The organism is Sphaerochaeta sp. UBA5836 (genome assembly GCF_002432845.1).
Lineage (GTDB): Bacteria > Spirochaetota > Spirochaetia > Sphaerochaetales > Sphaerochaetaceae > Sphaerochaeta.
This window is the reverse complement of sequence record NZ_DJGW01000076.1, coordinates 1-15,834: the sequence shown is the minus strand read 5'-3', so window position 1 is coordinate 15,834 and position 15,834 is coordinate 1. Positions and strand designations below refer to the sequence as shown.

Here is a 15,834-nt window from a genome sequence, read left to right as displayed (position 1 = left end):
TCGACACATTACCATACAAACTTTTTGCCTGTAAGGCGAAAATAGGATACAAAGGAGATAACTATGTTGAAAAAATCAAGATTACTTGCGGCTCTGCTGATGCTTTGCCTGGTCTTTCCGCTTGTTGCCCAGGGACAAGTCGAGAGTGCGCCGGCCAAAGAGATTGAACTGCGCTGGGCGAGCATTTGGGTCGGAAACGACAGCAAGGCCCCTGCCGTTGAAGCCTTGGTGGCTGAGTACAACGCCAAGAATGCAGGAAAGATCAAGGTGGTGATTGAACCGCAGCCCGACTACAACGCCTACGAGCAGAAAGTGCGGACCAGCCTTGCTGCAGGACAGGCTCCGGCGGACATCTTTACGATCAAGTTCAATCCGACCACAGCGACCTTCTATCAGAGCAACCTGCTCATGGATTTCGCAAAGGTGATGGACCCTTCTTGGAAACAGACCTTCGATGCCGGCTCACTCGAGCAATCGACCGTTGACGGCATGCTCAAGTCCCTGCCGATGGAGACTGCAATCCTGCCCATCTGGTACAACATGGATGCATTCAAAAAAGTCGGTATCACCGAGCTTCCGACCACCCTTGAGGGAATGTTTGCTGCATTTGACAAGCTGAAGGCTGCCGGCATCACCCCGACCAGCCAGATGACCGGTGACACCAATGCTTGGACTTCCATGATCTGGTTCAGCCATTTCGCCGTTTCATTGGGTGGAACCAATGTATGGGAAAAAAGCTTCACCGATCCAGCCTTCGTCGAAGCAGCCAAGCTGACCAAGCGCATGATCACCGAATACTCCACCAGCGATGCAGTCGGCTTGGGTGCCGGCGGCAGCGGAGGCCACTTCCTCGCCGGCCGTACTGCAGTCTTCTCCAACGGGCCTTGGTATGCCGGTCGTGCAGACCTTGCAGCAACCCCGTTCTTCAACTCCATCAAGATTGCAGGCCTTCCCCCCGCCGGTTCGACCAAGGATTTCATGATCAGCCGCCTGCAGGCCAACATCTGTGCAGCCTCCTCCAAGGATAAGGCTCGTGAAGCGGCTATTGTCGACTTCCTGAAGTTCTTGACCAGCGCTCCCTCCATCTCCAAGCTTGCCGAGACCAGTGGTGCAATGTTCGCCATCAAGACCGACTACCGCCCCACGAAGCCTCTGCAGAAGCAATTCTATGATGTAGCTGCTGCTGCCAAGACCACCGCTTTCGACCTCGAAGCCGCCCTCGGATCCGAAGCGACGCTTGAGTTTGCCCAGCAACTCGGGGCCCTTGCCCTCGGACGCATCAGTGCAGAAGAGTTCTGCGCCTTGGTCGACCGCAAAATTGAACGCTAGAAAATCGGTGTGCTGCCGTCGTCCTGACGGCAGCATGGATTTGTAATCAGGAGCATCGCATGCAAGCAGTTGGTACACACCGTAGTCGGGTCTGGACAGCAAGAGTTCTGTTTTTGCTTCCGGTCTCCGTTCTCTTCTTTTTCTTTTTCATCTATCCGTTTCTCTTCACCATCTACACGAGTTTCACCAGTTGGAGAGGGATCGGGTCGATGAAATTCAACGGCCTGGCCAACTATGCCAAGCTCCTTGGAGACCCCACCTTTCGGAAAGCCTTGGGAAACAACGTTGTGTGGGCGCTTTCCCAAGGGTTCATCCAAGTCCCGCTTGCCTGTTTGGTAGCCATGATCCTGGTGCGCAAACCTCGTTTCTGGCGCTCGCTGAGAACCATCTACTACCTTCCCAATGTCATTTCCACCGTCGCACTGGCGATGGTCTGGGTCGCCATTTACAACGTAGAGGGGCCCTTGAATGCAATTCTGGGCGCCTTGTTCGGCGCTGAGAAGCGCAACTGGCTGGGCAACCCCGATACCGCCCTCTTTGCGGTCATCTTCCAGACGGTCATCTATATCGGTTACTTTATGATCATTCTGCTGGCATCGGCTATGAACATTCCCCGTTCCCTGTATGAGGCGGCCGAGATCGACGGGGCCTCCACCTTCCAGCAGGAGTTGAATATCACCCTTCCCATGCTGCGCGGCAGCCTCATAACCACCATGACCCTTGCAATGGCCTACGGCATGCGTCACTTTGAATCGACCTTCCTGATGACCGGAGGCGGTCCTGCATATGCGACCACCACCATGGGCATCGACCTCTACCTGAAAATGGATGCCTTGCGGTACAGCGAGGCAAGTACTGCAGGCGTGTTCCTCATACTCATGGGAACGGTGGTGATCACCGTTCTTCGCAAGATCTTCGGTTCTTCGGACCCGATGAGCGAAATGGCACAGTAGGAGAAGACGATGAAGCACACCTATACACCCGCTCAGATCATCGCCAATTTCCTCAAATGGATCTTGCTGCTCTCCCTGCTTGCCGTGGCCCTGCTGCCCCTTCTCTGGCTGCTGGTCAGCTCCCTGAGGACGAACCTGGAGTTGCAGACCAACCCCTTCGGCTGGCCGGAGAAAATGCAATGGGTCAACTATACGAAGGCCCTTGCCATGGCGAGCCTGCCCAGACTGTTGCTCAACTCCGCAGTGGTGGCTGCAAGCAGCGTCATCCTCAACAGCGCCGTCACCGCCATGGCCTCCTTCATCCTCGCCCGTGAACGATTTCGGGGGCGGGATGTGCTGTACACCTTGTTTACTGCCGGGGTCCTTGTTCCCGTCATCTCCTTCATGGTTCCCTACTTCTCTCTCATCACCAAGAGCGGGCTGTACAACACCTTGCTTGCACTGGTGCTTGTCTATACGGCAGTGAATATTCCTGTTTCGATCTTTCTGGTCACCGCCTTCATGAAGTCGATCCCCCGGGAGCTGGAAGAGGCGAGTGTCATCGACGGCTGCGGCTTTTTCAAGCGGTTCTCGGTCATTATTCTCCCGCTCTCCCGTTCCGGTCTTGTCACTGCGGCAACCTTCTGCTTCATCTACAGCTGGAATGAGTTTCTGATGGCGATGCTGCTTACCTCCTCGATCGAGTCGAGGACCATCCAGCTTGGCATCAAGTTTTTCACCAGCCAATTCATCACCGACTATGCAAGCATGTATGCAGCGGTGATCATCACCATTATTCCCAGCATCATCGGATATGTGTTCCTCCATGACAAGATCATCGGCGGCTTGACCGCCGGCGGGGTGAAGGGGTAGGCATGATCAGCTTTTCCAGACAAAACGGCAAACTTTCGGTTTTTTACAATCAGCTCAAGATTCTCGAACACAGCGAAAGTTCTCCAATGATTATGCTCAAGCACGGCAAGGAGAGCGTGGACATGTACCGGGGCAACTTTTTTATCAGTGATGAAATTGATGAGACCTTGCCGCTTGTTTCCTATCTGCTCGGCGAGTCGTACAGCGAAGGCAGGGGTGTTTCCAATCTCACCTTCAGCGCAGAGGGAAAGACGTTCAGTCTCGAGTTGAGTGAGCGGGACGGGAGGCTCTATCTGTGTTTCTCACCCCTTCCAGAGCCCTACAACCGACTCTTCATCCGCCTGTATGCCGACCCGCTCGAGTGTGTATGGGGGTGCGGGGAGCAGTTCTCCCACTTCAACCTCAGGGGGAAAAACTACCCCCTGTGGACCCAGGAACAGGGAGTGGGCAGGAACAAGGAGACTGAAATCACACAAATCGCCGACCGTCTGGACCGTGCCGGCGGCGACTACCACACCACCTTCTACCCCCAGCCCACCTTCGTCTCAAGCAGGCGCTACTTTGTGCATGCCGATACCTATGGGTATGCGGATTTCGATTTCTCCAATCCGTCATACCATGAACTGCAGTTCTGGGACGTTCCTGCCAGCATTGTTCTTTCCGGCAAACCGAGCTTGCTGGAAGTGGTAAAGGATGTCTCCCGTTTCCTTGGGAGGCAGCAAACCCTTCCAGAGTGGGTGTACGACGGTATCATCTTGGGCATGCAGGGTGGAACCAGCACCTGTCTTCAGAAGCTTGAGCGTGTGCAAGAGTCCGGAATGAAGGTGGCAGGCTTGTGGATCCAGGACTGGGAAGGGGAGAAGTACACCAGTTTCGGCAAGCGCCTGCGATGGAACTGGCAGTGGGACCAGAACCTCTATCCCGGTCTGGATGCCGAGATAGTACGACTGCGACAGCGCGGGGTGCGGGTGTTGGGATACATCAATCCCTACGTGCTTGTCGATCATCCGCTCTACGAAGAAGCCGCGCGACTTGACTTGTTGGGAAAGCGAGGGGACGGCTCGGTGTATCTGGTGGATTTTGGCGAGTTCGATGCGGCCATCGTCGACTTCACCAAGAGTGAGGCAGTAACCTGGTACAAGCAGGTGATCAAGAAAGAACTCATTGATTTCGGCCTGTCCGGCTGGATGGCCGATTTTGGGGAGTACCTGCCCACGGATGTCGTGCTCGCCGGAGGAAAGCCGGCGATGCTCGAGCACAACAGGTGGCCGGGCTACTGGGCCGAGATCAACAAGGAAGCCATTGAGGAGGCCGGCAAGCAGGACGATATTTTCTTCTTCATGCGCGCCGGTTGCGCCCAGAGCCTCAAATCGTGCCGGATGATGTGGGCGGGGGACCAGAATGTGGATTGGTCGGAGGACGACGGTCTTCCTTCCGTCCTCACGGCAACCCTCTCCCTGGCGATGAGCGGCATGGGGCTCAATCACAGCGATATCGGAGGGTACACCACCCTGTATGGTATGAAACGCAGCAAGGAGCTCTTGATCAGGTGGGCGGAACAGGCTGCCTTCACCCCCTTGATGCGCACGCACGAGGGAAACCGACCCAAGGACAACTGGCAGTTCGACAGCGACCAACAGACCATCGATGCAATAGCCTACATGACCGATGTGCATGTGCAGCTCAAGCCGTATCTGATGCATCTGGTCGCCGAGAATGCACAAGAGGGCATCCCGGTGGTCAGGCCGATATTCCTGCACTACGAACTTGAGCCTTTTTTGAGTGTGAAGGACTCCTATCTTTTGGGGCGGGACCTCTTTGTGGCTCCCATCCTTGAACAAGGAGCAGTGAGGCGTGAGGTGCTGCTTCCCGATGATGATTGGGTGCACCTGTTTACCAAGGTCGAGTACCGGGGAGGGAGACACACTCTTGAAGCGCCGTTGCTTCGCCCTGCAGTATTCTACCGAAAGGCCAGCAGTTTCGCTCCTCTCTTTGCATCGATTCAGTAGAGGAAGGGAGCAGCTTCCCTCAGCGTAGCCTTGGGGATGAAGAGCTCGATGATGTTCACGCTCTCTTTCTTCACTACAGATAAGATGGTGGACAGCGTTCCCTTGGCAATAGAGTAGATTCCTGATGGTTTTTCACCTGTCTTTGCAGGCAGGTTGCCTTCCTGGAAGGCCTCGCGGTCCTTTGCACTTGCGCTGAAGGTGGAGAAGTCCCACAGAGAAACATCGTATGAGGCTTCAAGAACATCTTCTTCTCTGTCTTTCAAGCGGTGGAAAAAGTCGATGCCGGTGACTTCCTCCACCTCGTCGACACTCACGGCAAACGCTTGCAGATCCTTTTTGGAACCCTCGTTGGGAAGCAAAAAGCCGATGGCTTTATACTCCGGCTCCTGATAATCCAGAACCACCTTGTAGTAGGCATTGGGGACTGAAACCTGGTTCTTTCCTATCGTCTTGTACGGGCCGTCGGTAAGGACAGGTCCTGTGACTACATACACAGCCCCTTCCGTGTCGGCAAAATTGCGTACCGTTGCTTCCAGCTTGCTCCAGATGCCGCGGTTGAATGTACCTGCCTGCGGGCTCATGTTGCTCAGGAAGAAGGAAGCACTCATTGCCTCCTGTGACCAGGAAAGGTCGGCTGCCGGGATGAGGTGGCCGCGGTCGTAGCCGCTGCTGCGGTAATCGTCCAAGGCAGCCGATCCGGTGGGAATGGAGGGGTCGGCCCTGAAGTCATCGCCCCTTTCTTGGCTGCCGTACAGTTCCTCGCGGCTCAGGTGGTAGGCCACCCAACGTGCTTGTTCATGCTCTTCATCGTAGAGAAGGGTGTAGCCTGGATGGCGCACCACCAGTTCCCCCTTCTGATACAGGGGGAGCTCCAAATCCTGGACATAGGCGGATGATGGTTGGGCCACCGGCGCAAAGACCAAAGTGAGGATCCATAGGACGATGAGGATGGCAAGCAGTATGAGCAGCCGCTTGCCGCGCTTCTTCGCCTTTCCTGCTTGTTTCTGCAGCCGGTTTGTCTTTTTCTGTTTTGCCATCGATGCTTCTCCTGAAAAACCTGAGTATACCCGGGCTCCGAAGGTATGAAAACCTGCCGTCCTCAGCAAAGGAACCAAATACTTGGAGAGAGGTTACGAACGGACGATGGTAATCGTCCCTTGCTTGGGTATTCTCTTTGCGGGGTAGTCTCCCTTGGGATGCCCTACAGCCAGGGTGCCGGTCACGCGGTAGCCTTGGGGAATACCGAATTGAGTCAGCTTCGTATCGAGCTCATGATTGCCGTTGATGCGGTTGCACCAGACCGAACCAAGTCCAAGGGCATGGGCGGCCTGCAACATGTTGGTCAGGGCGCATGCGGTGTCTTCCTTCTCGTAGGCATTGCCTTCCTGGATGGAGACAAGGATCAGGGTGGGGGCGTTGTAGAAGAAGCTGTCGCCTTTTCCAACCACCAGTTCGTCGAGCATTTTCAGTTTGCCTGGATCCTGCAATGCGGTGAAGTGCCAAGGTTCCTGGTTTCTTCCATTCGGTGCAAGAATCGCTGCCTGTAAAATCAAATCCAGATCCTCATCGCTGATCTGCTTGTCGGTAAAAGTACGAACGCTGCGCCTGCTCAGCAGGCTTTCGATAATGCTGTTCATGTGCTGCCTCCTCATCCCATGGTACCCCTTCCCAGAAAGCCTTCCAATAGGGTAATGTAGAGGCTCATGAAATACCTCACCCAGCTTGCAATCATCTTTGGCCTTTGTTTGGTGGGAGACTTGATTTCCTCGCTCCTTCCGTTTGCGTTTCCCGGCAGCGTCGTAAGCATGCTGCTGATTCTCCTTCTGCTCTCAACCAACCTTATGAAGGAGCAATCGCTGGGGGAGAGCGCGGATTTCATGCTGTGCAACATGACCTTCTTCTTCATCCCTCCCGGGGTGAGCATCATCCGCTACATGGATATCATCAACAGCATCTGGTGGCAGTTGCTGGTCGTCAATATCGTCAGTGTCATCACCTGTTTCGCCGCTGCGAGCTGGACTGTGGTGCTCGTAAGCCGTGCACAAAAGGCGCTGCAAAGGAGGAGGCATGCTTGAGATTCTCAGCTCCCCTTTGTTCGGGATATCCCTTTCGATCGTCGCCTTCAGAATCGGCATGTGGGTGAATCGAAAGCTGAAAACTCCGTTGGCCAATCCCCTGATCATCGCCATGCTGCTGGTCGTCGGCACTCTGGCTGTGTTCGATATCCCCGTGGAGGCGTATGAGGAGGGTTCCTCGTTCATCCTCATGTTCCTCTCTCCGGTAACCGCAGTGCTGGCACTGACCATTTATCGTCAGCGCAAGACCCTGATGAGCAATTTTTTTCCAGTCCTGCTGGGTACGCTTGCAGGCTCGCTTGCCGCCCTGGCCACCATCCGAGGCAGCTGCTACCTTCTGGGCCTGGACCGAACCATCCTCGCCAGCCTGCTTTCCAAATCGGTGACCACCCCGGTGGCTATCGCGCTGACCGAGCAGTTCGGCGGCATTCCGGCTCTGACCATCGCCTCGACGATCATCACCGGTCTTGCGGGAAACCTGCTTGCACCAGTGCTTCCCAAGCTGTTTCATATCAAGGACCCGGTTGCCCACGGGGTGGGCATCGGATCGTGCAGCCATGCCTTGGGCACAAGCAAAGCCCTCGAAATCGGTGAGATCGAGGGCGCCATGAGTTCCATTTCCATCAGCTTGTCAGCGATTTGGACTGTTTTGCTTGCTCCGCTTTTCTTCTAACTTGATCAGGTTCTGCATCGGGACGAATCCTTCACCGAGTGCTTGGTAGGTCTCATGTACGAACATGAATGCCTTGGGGTCCTCCTGATGGACGATCTGGGTGAGGTGGTTGATCTGCTGATTGTGCACCACTGCAAGCAGTATGGTCCTCTCACGTCCGGTGAATATGCCCACTCCGCTGATCAACGTTCCTCCATGGTGAAGTTCGGTGATGATGCGCTTTCCGATGGCTTCGTGGTGCTCGCTGACGATGTAGGCGGTCTTGGCGTACTTGGTGCCGAGGTTCATGACGACAAAGTTGACCATCTGACCTGAGAGGTAGAGGGTGATGACGGCAAAGAGCGCCCGTTCAAGGCCGAACACCATCGCACCAAACACGATCACCGAGGCATCGCACAAAAACAGTGCGGTTCCCAGCGGCAGGGGAGTGAAGCGCGCGAGAATCTGGGCAAGGATGTCAGTCCCGCCGGTATTGGCGCCCGAGCGCATGACGATGCCGATTCCGCTTCCCAGCAATACTCCTCCGAATATGGCCGAAAGCAGTGTGTCCATTCGGTCGATATAGGGAAGAAATCCATTATAATCGGTAAGCTGGCCGAAGAGGCTGACCCAGATGCTGAGAAACAACGTTCCTGCAAGGCTTCTCACCCCGTAGGTCTTGCCAAAGATTGACATGCCGACCAGAAAAAGCGGTACGCTGATGCAAAGCATGACAAACCCGGTATCCCAGCCTGTGAGGTGGTAGATGATGGTCGCCACCCCGTTGACGCCTCCGCTGGCGATTTTGGCCGGGGTAATGAAGACGGCGATGGCAAAGCCGGCCAGAGCAGTCCCTCCGACAAGATAGAGCGCCTCGAGGACGAGGCGCTTGTGATTGATATCAGTCATACATCCTCCCCTGAAGGGAAGTATTCATCAATGGACGTATCGTTGCAAGGTCCTGCGTACTGCACCCTTGCCTTCTATGAGACTGGTGAAGTAGGAAAGAACCAGGTCGGCAAGTCCAACCTCCAGCAAATCTACACCGAAAATCGTAGCATCGGAGAGCAGACCCTTCAGCTGGTCCATACTCGGCTTGTCCCCGATCTTGATGTCCTTCACATAGGCCTGTGCCTCTTGCAGTCTTGGATCGGGACTGGGAGTGAAGCTGTTCAGCTCATCGTCGATGGCCATCAGGTAGCGCAGCCAGCCGGCGAATACCAGCGGGATGAGTTTCAGGTTCTTCACGTCAAGCTTCGGATCGGCAACATACGCCTTGATAGTCTCCCCGAATCGAATGGCAAGCTTCTGGGAAGTATCGGTTGCGATGCGCTGCGGGGTGTCGGGCATGAACGGGTTGGGGAAACGCTTTTCCAAAACCTCGCTGATGAAATCCTTGGGGTTGAGAATCTTGGGATCGACAACCACAGGCATTCCTTCGGTGTAGCCGATGCCTTCCACCAGCTTCTTGAGCTCGACGTCCTGCATCTCCTCGCTGATCAGGGTGTGGCCCAAGAGGCAGCCATATATTGCAAGGGCGGTGTGCAATGGATTCAAACAGGTCGTCACCTTCATCCGCTCCACCTTGTTGACGGTGTCACGGTCGGTGAAGTAGACGCCTGCCTCCTGGAGGGGAGGTCTTCCATTGGGGAACAGGTCCTCGATCACCAAATACTGTGATTGCTCGGCGTTGACGAAGGATGCGGTATAGGTGTTCTTGTCGGTGACAACAAGGTTGGTATCCTCAAAGCCGTCGGCCTTGAGCATCGCCTCGACCTTTGCATCGGGACGCGGGGTGATTTTGTCGATCATCGACCAGGGGAAGGCTACATCGTTGTCCAGATATGCACAGAAGCCCTTTTCAACCAGGCCTTTCTGCTCCCAGGTGCGGGCGATGTCGATTACTGCTTCGTAGAGCTTTTGGCCGTTGTGCGAGCAGTTGTCCATGCTCACCAAGGCAAGCTTGCCGGCCTTCGCCTGATACCGCTTGTAGACCAAGGCGGTGAGCTTGGAGAGGAACATGGTCGGCTTTGCAGGGCCGTTTGCCAAATCCTCGACGATCTGGGGATAATATTCGCCGTTGCCACCCTTCAGCGAGTAACCTTTCTCGGTGATGGTGAAGCTCACCATCTGCAGGCTGGGCTTGGTGAAGGTTTCGGTGAAGAACTTCCATTCTTGCTCAAAGCGGGGATCGCACTTGTAGGCGTAGGCCACCGATGCAATGACTTCCTTGTCGATCGAGCCGTCGCTCTTGAGTGTCACCATGAGCGTGAGATTGTCGTGCTTGGCGTATACCTTGTCGATGATCTGGTAATCGAAGCCTTCTCCGACGATGATGCCCGCCTTGCTCAGACCCCTGTTGAGCAGCTGCTGCTGCAGAGCAGCCGGAAACACCCTGAAGATGTTGCCGGCACCGAAGTGAACCCAAATTGGATTCTCCTTCGTATTGTGCTGCATGGCACCGCGGTCAAAGGAGGGGAGGATATACCCCTTTGCTTCCCATTTGCTTCTTTCTTGCAATCCTGTATCGGTAAGTTTCATCTGTGACTCCTAGTGGTTGACAACCCGTAGCTGCAGGCCGCTGTAACTGTTCTCATGCTTGAAATACGAGGGATAGCGCCCGACCATGCTTTCAGTCTCCTGCAAAAGCTTGGACAAGTGCTTGTCCTCGAGGCTGAGCATCACATCCAACTGCTTGGACTTGAGGGCTTCAACCATGTTCTGGTGCTGTTCGATAATATTGGAAAGGGCATTCTTTTCATAGAAGGAGAGGAGACGGATGCGGTGATGGTTGCCGCCCTGTGCTTTGATGATCGACCAGATCCGCTGCAATCCGATGGCAGAGAAGATGGTGGAATGGAATCGATCATCCTCTTCCAGGAAGGTGATGAAGTCATTGTTCTTCATCGCCTCAATCTGGCTCTCGATTGCCTTTTCCATTGCACTAAAATGCTCGCTCCTTCCCTGGTAGATGAACTTTTTCACGGCGCTTTCTTCCAAGCTCTTGCGTAAAAAGCGTTCCTCTTCCACCTGCTTGAGGTTGATCAGGGAGACCCTGGTTCCCTTCTGGGGGAAGATGTCGACCAGATTGTCGCCGGAGAGGCGCATCAATGCATCACGAACGGGAGAGCGGCTGACCTGCAGCTGCGTTGAAAGCAGCTGCAGATTCAGTTCCTCGCCAGGTTTGAACCGAAGGGATAAGATTTCCGAACGGAGGGTCTGGTAGATCTCTTCCGATGCGGTAACTCGAACTATCGTCGTCATCTTACTTCCTCTGCTCGTTTTTCTGGATGGCTTCATACAAGCCGAGGATGTAGGAAGCTCCCAAAGCACGATCGTACAAGCCGTATCCGGGCATTGCCACCTCTCCCCAGATCATTCTTCCGTGATCGGGGCGGGCGGGTCCTTCGAAGCCGGTTTCGTGCAAGGCCTTTACGATTTCATACAGATCGAACGAACCGTCGCTGGACAGGTGAGCCGCTTCTTCGAATACGCCGCTCTCGAAGTGGTGGAGGTTGCGGATGTGTGCGAAGTGAATCCGGCCTGGAAGGGCGCGGATGATGCCCGGCAGATCGTTCTTCGGATTGGTGCCGAAGGAGCCTGCACAGAAGGTGAGTCCGTTGAACGGGGCATCCACAGCCTTCATGACCTTCAGGATCTTCTCCTTGCTGGTGATGATGCGCGGCAGTCCGAATACAGGCCATGCCGGATCGTCGGGGTGGATTGCCATCTTGATGCCCCACTTTTCACAGGTCGGCTGGATGGCCTTGAGGAAGTAGACCAGGTTGTCGAACAGCTTCTCCTCGGTGACATCCTTGTATGCCTCGAACAGATCCTTCACCTTTGCAAGGCGCTCGGGTTCCCAACCGGGCATCTTGAAGCCCTGCGCGCTTGAGTTGGTCTGGTTGAAGAAGACCTCGGGATCGATTGCATCGACTACTTTCTGGTCGTAGGCAAGGACGGTCGAGCCGTCTGCGCGCTTCTTGAACAGGTCGGTGCGGGTCCAGTCGAAGACCGGCATGAAGTTGTAGCAAACAGTGGTGATGCCCTCTTTGCCCAAATTTTCCAGCGTCTCGATGTAGTTTGCGATGTACTGTTCGCGGTCGGGACTGCCGATCTTGATGGAGTCGTGGATATTGACACTCTCGATGCCAAGCACCTTCAGGCCTGAGGCCTCGACTTCGGCTTTGAGCGCCTGGATGCGCTGAAGCGGCCAGAGCTGGCCGGCAGGAATATCGTACAGGGTGGTGATTACTCCCTCTACGCCGGGAATCTGTCTGATTTTTTCCAAAGAAACGGTATCGTGCTTTGAGCCGAACCAACGAAGTGACATGTGGATCATGGTGAGTGCCTCCAAATCAGGGTTATGCTAATACTCTAGCATACTAATATATTAGTTGCAAGAGGACAGGCATTTTCCCCTGCGATTTGCAGGGATGTCCTATCGCCGGTCTCCCATCACCAGCATGGAGGAGGTTTTATCCAGGAGCAGGGTGCACTCTTTTTTGGTTCGAAGCACCGTACAGGGGGCATAGACGGAGATTTGATCATACAGACACATCGCCACCGCCCGGGCCTTGCGCTGGTCGGGCACCGAGCAGATGAGGTTCTTGGCCTTGAGAATCTGGCGAACCGACATCGTAACGGCTTGCAGTGGGACGTCGTCGAGTTTGGGAAACCAACCCTCGCTGACTTGCTGGCGGCGGCATCGCTCCTCCAGATCGACGACGATGTAGGGATCGTTGGTTTCAAAGTTGGCAGGTGGGTCGTTGAAGCCTATGTGTCCGTTCTCACCGATGCCCAAAAAGGCAACATCGACATCCTGCTCCCTGATCAGGGTGTTGAGGCGTGCAATTTCTGCATCCAAGTCCTCTGCATCGCCGTTTACTGCATGGAACGCTCCAAGGTTCTGCACCTTTTTTACAAATCGAGTCTTCAGGTAGTAGCGAAAGCTTGATGGATGGGTGTCGGGCAGATTCACATACTCATTCATCCCGAATGCTTCAACCTTGCTCCAATCGACATCCGCCTCGCCCAGGTGTGCATACAGGGAGAATTGGCTGAGTCCTGTGGCGACCACGATAACCGCACGGCCTTTTTTCTCGATGGCTTCCTTGATAAGGGAAATGCCGAGCTTTGCAGCTTGATAGCCCATGTCGTGTTTGTCTTCACAGATGGTGATGCGCATAGTTGTAGTTCCTCCAGGATGCTTCAGTGTATCCTAAGAGGCCCATCATTTGTAATCCCTCAGAGAAAGGCTTCTTCGCTGCTGGGGTGGTTGTTGTTCCAATTGTTGGTCGAAAGAATCATCTGCTTGGAAGCAGTCTGGGCAAAGAAGGGTGCAAAGAGCCGTTCGAGGGAGACCGATGAGCCTGCAAGATTGACGATGATGGTCCGGTAATGAAAGCGTGCCATCTGCCGGCTGAACGAGTCGAACAGCAGCCTGAAGAGTCCCAAGCCGCGGCACTCCTGCTTTACGGCGAAGAAGGGTACTTCGACCAACGCATCGGTGAGGGGGATGTAGGCAAGCAGGGCGGCAAGGCTTCCGTCCTGGCTGCGGGCTAGCTGATAATGCTCGGGCATCTCATTCTCGAACCTGCGGCCAAGCAGCAGGCTCGCGATTGCATCCTGCTCCCTGCCGTTTTCCATCTCCTCGAGGATGAGCTGTACGAAGCTGTCCATCTCGCTGGTGGGATACCCTTCATGCGTCTCGAAGGTGAAGTCCTCAAGCAGAATTTCCTCGGTCAGGTCCTCAACCTCTTCCTTGAGATTGAGCAGTCCGAGTGCACCTTCCTGCTCCCGGTACCAGGTGATGACCACCCGCTTGAGTTGTTCGTCCTTGAAAGAGAACCACTTCCTCTCCAGAACCGGGAGTTCGGACAGGGCATCCTTGAATTTTCGGAAGACTCCTTTGCCGCTGTTCAAGCAGGAGAGCAGACGTTCACGGTACAGAGGATTGCGCACCCGGTTGGCGAACATCTCCATCAGGTGGAATCCGTCCGAGGGCTCCCAATCGGGAATGGGGATGAAGCGGTTCTCATCCAGCGGCTCTTCATGTTCCTCATCCTCGTCGAGATAGCGCATCTCTTCCTCGCTGATCAGGTTTCCGTCCTTGAGGTCGAGGTAATAGTCGCTGACCTGGTCTTCCATGGCGAAAATGATCGAGCCAAGCAGGTCTTCGGTGAGATCGGGCATGTGGTAGACTGCAGATTCCATGGCTTGTATCATACCGTCAGTTTTCCCATCTGGCTAGAGGAGCTTCGAATAGTCGTTTCTTGACCAGAAGAATCTGCAGAGTTCCATGATGCCGTCGAGTACACTATAAAAGAGTGCGAATTGCTTGCTACATATTCTGTAATAGCGATGCTGCCTGACTTTGCAGGTATGGACCGGTTCATTCCCTTCAGGGTTTGAAGAGCGGCTTTCAATTGCTTTTTCAATGGAGTCGATCAAGGGCCGTACAGCAATTTTGTTGTCCAAGACATGCGAAATATATCGGACCGCCTGTGAATAGCTTTGCTGGAACCGGCAATCCAGGAAAGTCGCTTACCTTGACATTAGCGCTAAAAGATACGAATATATTTTGTGTGATTTCAATTACGAAACTAGGAGTGTATTCATGAGCATTATTGAATTTATCGAAGCCAGGGAGATCCTTGACTCACGTGGTAACCCCACCGTAGAAGTAGATGTCATTCTTGAGGATGGTTCCATGGGCCGTGCAGCGGTTCCCTCCGGAGCATCCACCGGTGTTCACGAAGCAGTTGAGCTCCGTGATGGGGACAAGAGCCGCTATTTGGGTAAGGGCGTTCTGAAGGCTGTCGACAATGTCAACAACATCATCGCCCCCGAACTCGAAGGCATGGATGCTCTGGATCAGGTCGCCATCGACCGTGCCATGATTGCTCTTGACGGTACCCCCAACAAGGCAAAGCTTGGCGCCAACGCAATCCTGGGTGTTTCCATGGCTGTTGCACGTGCAGCCGCCGACTACCTCGGCCTGCCGTTGTACAAGTACCTTGGAGCCTACCACGCCTGCGTCCTTCCCGTTCCGATGGCCAACATCCTCAACGGCGGCGCACACAGCGACAACAAGGTTGACTTCCAGGAGTTCATGGTCATGCCGATCGGAGCTCCCTCCCTTCGCGAAGGCCTGAGATGGACCGCCGAGGTGTTCCACAATCTCAAGGCTGTCTTGAAGGCGAAGAAATACAACACCTCTGTAGGTGACGAGGGTGGTTTCGCTCCCGACCTGCAGTCCAACGAAGAGGCTCTCGAGGTCATCATGGAAGCCATCAAGAAGGCAGGGTACACCACCGGCCGCGATGGTGACTTCATGATCGCCCTGGACCCCGCCGCTTCCGAGCTCTATGACGAGAAGACCAAGACCTACACCCTCAAGTGGACTACCGGTGAGAAGCTGACCAGTGCCCAGATGGTTGACCTGTGGGAAGATTGGTGCAACCGCTACCCGATCATCTCTCTCGAGGACGGCATGGCTGAAGACGACTGGGAAGGCTGGAAGATGCTCACCGATCGCATCGGCGACCGCGTCCAGCTCGTCGGTGACGACTTGTTCGTAACCAACGTCGAGAGACTGAAGATGGGTCTGGAAAAGGGTGTAGCCAACTCCATCCTGATCAAGGTGAACCAGATTGGAACCCTCACCGAGACCTTCGAAGCCATCGACCTTGCAAAGCGCAACGGTTACACCGCTGTTGTATCCCACCGCTCCGGCGAGACTGAGGATAACTTCATTGCCGACCTCGTGGTCGCTCTCGAGACCGGTGAGATCAAGACTGGATCCATGAGCCGTTCCGACCGTCTTGCAAAGTACAATCAGCTGCTGCGCATCGAGGACTACCTCGGTGATACCGCCAAGTATGCTGGTCGTGACGCTTTCCGCGTTCTGTAAGAGTAGTATTGCATTGTATTCAGAGGCCATCGCACTGCGGTGGCCTTTG

The 15,834-nt window shown here is 54.7% G+C and carries 15 protein-coding genes; 7 read left to right on the top strand and 8 right to left on the bottom strand.

Annotation, left to right across the window (positions count from 1 at the left end; all coding sequences use genetic code 11):
- Positions 1-63 precede the first annotated feature (63 nt).
- The 4 genes from B3F49_RS06305 to B3F49_RS06290 are packed head-to-tail and all read left to right on the top strand — an operon-like array spanning position 64 to position 5,143.
- Positions 64-1,329, top strand: coding sequence for an ABC transporter substrate-binding protein (locus B3F49_RS06305; RefSeq protein WP_293909835.1), 1,266 nt, complete (start codon positions 64-66; stop codon positions 1,327-1,329).
- 59 nt (positions 1,330-1,388) lie between these two features.
- Entirely contained in the window at positions 1,389-2,282 is an 894-nt protein-coding gene (locus tag B3F49_RS06300; protein ID WP_293909832.1) for a carbohydrate ABC transporter permease, read from the top strand.
- Between the two features lie 9 nt (positions 2,283-2,291).
- On the top strand, positions 2,292-3,134 hold the full coding sequence (locus B3F49_RS06295) for a carbohydrate ABC transporter permease (RefSeq protein ID WP_293909830.1): 843 nt from the start codon (positions 2,292-2,294) through the stop codon (positions 3,132-3,134).
- A gap of 2 nt (positions 3,135-3,136) precedes the next feature.
- Positions 3,137-5,143: an alpha-glucosidase gene (locus B3F49_RS06290; protein WP_293909828.1), complete on the top strand. Its 2,007-nt coding sequence runs from the start codon at positions 3,137-3,139 to the stop codon at positions 5,141-5,143.
- Here the strand turns inward: B3F49_RS06290 and B3F49_RS06285 are convergent.
- Both B3F49_RS06285 and B3F49_RS06280 read right to left on the bottom strand, forming a co-directional pair.
- A complete protein-coding gene (locus B3F49_RS06285; RefSeq protein WP_293891704.1) occupies positions 5,137-6,180 on the bottom strand; it encodes a DNA/RNA non-specific endonuclease in 1,044 nt (347 codons plus the stop codon). The genes B3F49_RS06290 and B3F49_RS06285 overlap by 7 nt on opposite strands.
- A gap of 93 nt (positions 6,181-6,273) precedes the next feature.
- Entirely contained in the window at positions 6,274-6,780 is a 507-nt protein-coding gene (locus tag B3F49_RS06280) for a nitroreductase family protein (RefSeq protein WP_293909826.1), read from the bottom strand.
- A 66-nt stretch (positions 6,781-6,846) separates the two neighbouring features.
- Here B3F49_RS06280 and B3F49_RS06275 point away from each other — a divergent pair, with 66 nt between their 5' ends.
- A complete protein-coding gene (locus tag B3F49_RS06275) occupies positions 6,847-7,218 on the top strand; it encodes a CidA/LrgA family protein (protein ID WP_293891710.1) in 372 nt (123 codons plus the stop codon).
- The gene (locus B3F49_RS06270) at positions 7,211-7,891 is read left to right on the top strand and encodes an LrgB family protein (RefSeq protein WP_293891713.1); all 681 of its coding nucleotides are present in this window, start codon (positions 7,211-7,213) and stop codon (positions 7,889-7,891) included. The genes B3F49_RS06275 and B3F49_RS06270 overlap by 8 nt, the downstream gene beginning before the upstream one ends.
- On the opposite strand, the gene B3F49_RS06265 is transcribed toward B3F49_RS06270, so the two are convergent.
- The 6 genes from B3F49_RS06265 to B3F49_RS06240 all read right to left on the bottom strand — a co-directional run bounded on the left by B3F49_RS06265 (position 7,850) and on the right by B3F49_RS06240 (position 14,086).
- Positions 7,850-8,779 (bottom strand): YitT family protein, encoded by a 930-nt coding sequence (locus tag B3F49_RS06265; protein ID WP_293909824.1) that lies wholly within the window; start codon positions 8,777-8,779, stop codon positions 7,850-7,852. The genes B3F49_RS06270 and B3F49_RS06265 overlap by 42 nt on opposite strands.
- A 27-nt stretch (positions 8,780-8,806) precedes the next feature.
- On the bottom strand, positions 8,807-10,411 hold the full coding sequence (locus B3F49_RS06260) for a mannitol dehydrogenase family protein (protein WP_293891719.1): 1,605 nt from the start codon (positions 10,409-10,411) through the stop codon (positions 8,807-8,809).
- 9 nt (positions 10,412-10,420) lie between these two features.
- Complete coding sequence (locus tag B3F49_RS06255; RefSeq protein WP_293891722.1) at positions 10,421-11,134, bottom strand: GntR family transcriptional regulator; 714 nt, start codon at positions 11,132-11,134, stop codon at positions 10,421-10,423.
- Between the two features lies 1 nt (position 11,135).
- Positions 11,136-12,209, bottom strand: coding sequence for a mannonate dehydratase (uxuA, locus tag B3F49_RS06250; protein WP_293891890.1), 1,074 nt, complete (start codon positions 12,207-12,209; stop codon positions 11,136-11,138).
- Between the two features lie 102 nt (positions 12,210-12,311).
- Positions 12,312-13,058: a glucosamine-6-phosphate deaminase gene (locus B3F49_RS06245; RefSeq protein ID WP_293891725.1), complete on the bottom strand. Its 747-nt coding sequence runs from the start codon at positions 13,056-13,058 to the stop codon at positions 12,312-12,314.
- 59 nt (positions 13,059-13,117) lie between these two features.
- Positions 13,118-14,086 (bottom strand): UPF0158 family protein, encoded by a 969-nt coding sequence (locus B3F49_RS06240; RefSeq protein ID WP_293891728.1) that lies wholly within the window; start codon positions 14,084-14,086, stop codon positions 13,118-13,120.
- A 403-nt stretch (positions 14,087-14,489) separates the two neighbouring features.
- On the opposite strand from B3F49_RS06240, the gene eno reads away from it, so the two are divergent.
- On the top strand, positions 14,490-15,785 hold the full coding sequence (eno, locus tag B3F49_RS06235) for a phosphopyruvate hydratase (protein ID WP_293909822.1): 1,296 nt from the start codon (positions 14,490-14,492) through the stop codon (positions 15,783-15,785).
- Positions 15,786-15,834: the final 49 nt, after the last annotated feature.

What these genes read in the sequence shown, in the direction of transcription:
- B3F49_RS06305 (WP_293909835.1), top strand. Translation starts at nt 64, where the DNA reads ATGTTGAAAAAATCAAGATTACTTGCGGCTCTGCTGATGCTTTGCCTG.
- B3F49_RS06300 (WP_293909832.1), top strand. Translation starts at nt 1,389, where the DNA reads ATGCAAGCAGTTGGTACACACCGTAGTCGGGTCTGGACAGCAAGAGTT.
- B3F49_RS06295 (WP_293909830.1), top strand. Translation starts at nt 2,292, where the DNA reads ATGAAGCACACCTATACACCCGCTCAGATCATCGCCAATTTCCTCAAA.
- B3F49_RS06290 (WP_293909828.1), top strand. Translation starts at nt 3,137, where the DNA reads ATGATCAGCTTTTCCAGACAAAACGGCAAACTTTCGGTTTTTTACAAT.
- B3F49_RS06285 (WP_293891704.1), bottom strand. Translation starts at nt 6,180, where the DNA reads ATGGCAAAACAGAAAAAGACAAACCGGCTGCAGAAACAAGCAGGAAAG.
- B3F49_RS06280 (WP_293909826.1), bottom strand. Translation starts at nt 6,780, where the DNA reads ATGAACAGCATTATCGAAAGCCTGCTGAGCAGGCGCAGCGTTCGTACT.
- B3F49_RS06275 (WP_293891710.1), top strand. Translation starts at nt 6,847, where the DNA reads ATGAAATACCTCACCCAGCTTGCAATCATCTTTGGCCTTTGTTTGGTG.
- B3F49_RS06270 (WP_293891713.1), top strand. Translation starts at nt 7,211, where the DNA reads ATGCTTGAGATTCTCAGCTCCCCTTTGTTCGGGATATCCCTTTCGATC.
- B3F49_RS06265 (WP_293909824.1), bottom strand. Translation starts at nt 8,779, where the DNA reads ATGACTGATATCAATCACAAGCGCCTCGTCCTCGAGGCGCTCTATCTT.
- B3F49_RS06260 (WP_293891719.1), bottom strand. Translation starts at nt 10,411, where the DNA reads ATGAAACTTACCGATACAGGATTGCAAGAAAGAAGCAAATGGGAAGCA.
- B3F49_RS06255 (WP_293891722.1), bottom strand. Translation starts at nt 11,134, where the DNA reads ATGACGACGATAGTTCGAGTTACCGCATCGGAAGAGATCTACCAGACC.
- B3F49_RS06245 (WP_293891725.1), bottom strand. Translation starts at nt 13,058, where the DNA reads ATGCGCATCACCATCTGTGAAGACAAACACGACATGGGCTATCAAGCT.
- B3F49_RS06240 (WP_293891728.1), bottom strand. Translation starts at nt 14,086, where the DNA reads ATGGAATCTGCAGTCTACCACATGCCCGATCTCACCGAAGACCTGCTT.
- eno (WP_293909822.1), top strand. Translation starts at nt 14,490, where the DNA reads ATGAGCATTATTGAATTTATCGAAGCCAGGGAGATCCTTGACTCACGT.